This window comes from Leucobacter soli (assembly GCF_042659205.1).
In the GTDB taxonomy this organism is placed as follows: Bacteria; Actinomycetota; Actinomycetes; order Actinomycetales; family Microbacteriaceae; genus Leucobacter; species Leucobacter soli.
Genome location: NZ_JBHSRW010000265.1, coordinates 1 through 2,895, shown reverse-complemented (window position 1 = coordinate 2,895; position 2,895 = coordinate 1). Strand labels below are relative to the sequence as shown.

3 protein-coding genes are annotated in these 2,895 nt (G+C 68.6%); 2 read left to right on the top strand and 1 reads right to left on the bottom strand.

Translation table 11 applies throughout. The features are described 5' to 3' along the window. A partial coding sequence (locus tag ACFPZL_RS11900) for a thiamine pyrophosphate-binding protein (RefSeq protein ID WP_382335559.1) occupies positions 1-661 on the bottom strand: 661 nt, incomplete at its 3' end. A gap of 233 nt (positions 662-894) precedes the next feature. Here ACFPZL_RS11900 and ACFPZL_RS11895 point away from each other — a divergent pair. Continuing rightward, the gene (locus tag ACFPZL_RS11895) at positions 895-1,251 is read left to right on the top strand and encodes a VOC family protein (protein WP_218116330.1); all 357 of its coding nucleotides are present in this window, start codon (positions 895-897) and stop codon (positions 1,249-1,251) included. A gap of 167 nt (positions 1,252-1,418) precedes the next feature. Continuing rightward, positions 1,419-2,789 carry an MFS transporter gene (locus ACFPZL_RS11890; protein ID WP_218116331.1) on the top strand — a complete coding sequence of 457 codons (1,371 nt, stop codon included), beginning with the start codon at positions 1,419-1,421 and terminating at the stop codon, positions 2,787-2,789. The last annotated feature ends 106 nt before the right edge of the window (positions 2,790-2,895 follow it).

The following is a 2,895-nucleotide window of genomic DNA, read 5'->3' as shown; positions in this document are numbered from 1 at the left end:
GTTCGGCCTGGCGGGTGGGCGTCGGGGTCGCGGCGGGCGCCGAGGCCGGCAAGGTGGCGGCCGCGAGGGCGCGCATCACCTCCGGGTCGTTCAGGTCGATGCCCGCGGCCACGGTGTCCGTATCGGTGTCGGGCTCCGGATCGAGCACCGGCGCGGTCGAGAGGTCGTAGGGGATCGCCAGGACGATCGGGCGCCGGATGCGCCAAGCCGAGGCGACGGCGCGGTCGACCGTCGCCTCGAGATCGTCGGGCGTGAGCGTGATCGTGCGCACGCTCATGGCCGCGGCCATCATCTCCTGGTCGACATCCCAGGGGCGCGTGCCGCTCGTCGGCGCATCCCCGGCCACGAGGATCATCGGGATGCGCGCCTGCGCCGATTCGGCGAGCGCGGTCAGGGCATTGGTGAATCCTGCACCGTACGTCGTCGTCGCGATCGCGAGTTCGCCGGAGACGCGGTGGTAGGCGTCGGCCGAGGCCACGGTGGCGGCCTCGTGCCGCACTGCGGTGTAGGCGATGCCGGCGTCGGCCAGATGCTCGATGAAGTGGGCGTTGCCGTTGCCCATGAGCCCGAAGGCGCGGGTGCTGTGGCGGGCGAGTGCTCGGGCGAGCACCGCCGGGAGCGAGAGGGGGGCGGGTGCGGATGCAATGGCGGGCGAAGACAAGGCGGCCTCCTGAACAGGCGTCAACGGGTGAGGATCCGTGTATGTCTCGCCGAGCCTCGGCAGCAGCGCCCCTTTTTCGGGTGCCTTCCCCGGCCAGACCGTCGCCGGCCGAGCTGGACCGGATCATTCTACAGGCCGAGGCGCTGAGGCACCGAGGCGCTGAGGCACCGACGTGCCGCGGCGCCGTGAGTGTAGCCTGGTGCACACCTGCCACCGAACAGTAAGGAGCCGCCATGAGCGAGCATCAGGTGAAGATGGTCGTCCTCGCGACCGATGATCTCGAGGAGTCGATCAAGTTCTACACGGAGACTCTCGGGTTTCCGTTGAAGTTCCGCGACGGCGATCATTTCGCCGCGCTCGACGGCGGCACGATCACGCTCGCACTCGCCACGCCCCTGGATCACCCGATCCCTGGTCAGGTCGTGGTCGGCATCAAGACCGATGACGTCGACGGCGACGCCGCGGCCGTCGATGAGAACGGCGGCGGGATCGCCCGCGCGCCGTACGACGATGCGCACGAGCGCCGCGCCGTGGTCTACGACAGCCAGGGCAACGGGCTCGTCTTCTACAAGTCGCTGCCTGCGCGCTGATCCTGCGCCGGTCTTCCGAGGCCGGAACAGCCCTGCGGAACGCCGCTCCCGAGCTCCGGGAGTGGCGTTCCGTCGTTTCGTGGACTATCCTCATCCTGTTTGCATATCGATACATGTGTTCAGTATGTGAATTAATCACCTCTGTTCCGACAAAGGAGTCCTCGATCATGAGCACATCCGCACCGACCACCTCGCCGCGCGAACTGCGCCGTGTCGCCGCCGCGACGGTCATCGGCACCACCATCGAGTGGTACGACTTCTTCCTCTACGCCAGCGCCGCAGGCCTCGTCTTCGGCAGGCTCTTCTTCGAGCCGGCCGGCCCGCAGGCCGCGACGATCATCTCCTTCGCCACGGTCGGCGTGAGCTTCCTCTTCCGTCCGCTCGGCGCATTCCTCGCCGGCCACTTCGGCGACAAGCTCGGCCGCAAGGCGATGCTGGTCATCACGCTCATCATGATGGGCATCGCGACGACGCTCATCGGCGTCCTGCCGACCTACGAGCAGGTCGGGATGCTCGCGCCGGTCCTGCTCATGCTGCTGCGCATCCTGCAGGGGCTCTCGACCGGCGGCGAGTGGGGCGGCGCGGTGCTGATGGCCGTCGAGCACGCGCCCGATGACCAGCGCGGCCGCATGGGCGCGTTCCCGCAGATCGGCGTGCCGATCGGCCTGCTCCTCGCTTCGGGCGTGCTCGCGCTCATGACGGGCGTCATCTCTCCCGGCGATCAGTTCCTCGAATGGGGCTGGCGCGTGCCGTTCCTGCTCAGCGTCGTGCTGATCGTGGTCGGCATCGTCGTGCGCCGCGCCGTCGAGGAGAGCCCGGTGTTCACCGAGATCTCCGAGCGCAAGGAGCAGACGAAGATCCCCGTCGTCGAGCTGTTCCGCAGGCATTGGCTGCTCGTGGTGCTCGCGGCGCTCACCTTCGCCGGCAACAACGCGGCCGGGTACATGACCACCGGCGGGTACATCCAGAACTACGCGACAATGCCCATCGAGGACGGCGGCCTCGTCGGGATGGAGCGCACCCCGGTGCTGCTCGCGGTCGCAGGAGCGTCGGTCGTATGGCTCATCATGACCTTCGCCGCGGGCGTGGCCTCCGATCACATCGGTCGCAAGAAGACCTACATCATCGGGTGGATCGCGTTCCTCGCCGTCATCTTCATCCTCTTCCCGCTCGTGAACACCGGCAACGTGTGGCTGCTGTTCATCGGGCTGTCCCTCTTCGCCATCGGCAACGGCTTCACCTACGGTCAGCAGGCCGCGTATTTCGCGGAACTGTTCCCCGCTTCGATCCGCTACTCGGGCGTTTCGATCACCTACGCGATCGGCGCGATCCTGGGCGGCGCGTTCGCTCCGATGATCGCCGCGTGGCTCGTCGCCTCGACGGGCACCGCGACCTCGGTGGCGTTCTACATCGCCGGGGTCATGGTGGTCGCGTTCGCCGCGACCCTGCTGCTGCGCGACCGCACCGGGATCCCGTTGCACCCCGACCACCAGGAGGAGCAGGAGAAGGGCCACTTCGTCTGGGAGAAGGCGGCCTAGGCCCTGCGGGACGCGGCGCCGGAGGCGCGCTCGGCTCCGTCCCGGGCTCGCGCCGGAGGTCAGTGGAAGTCTCGGGCGATGCTCGCCGCCGCCGCGCGCATGCGGG

Excerpts from the sequence above, each read along its gene's own strand:
- ACFPZL_RS11895 (WP_218116330.1), top strand. The coding sequence starts at position 895 with ATGAGCGAGCATCAGGTGAAGATGGTCGTCCTCGCGACCGATGATCTC.
- ACFPZL_RS11890 (WP_218116331.1), top strand. The coding sequence starts at position 1,419 with ATGAGCACATCCGCACCGACCACCTCGCCGCGCGAACTGCGCCGTGTC.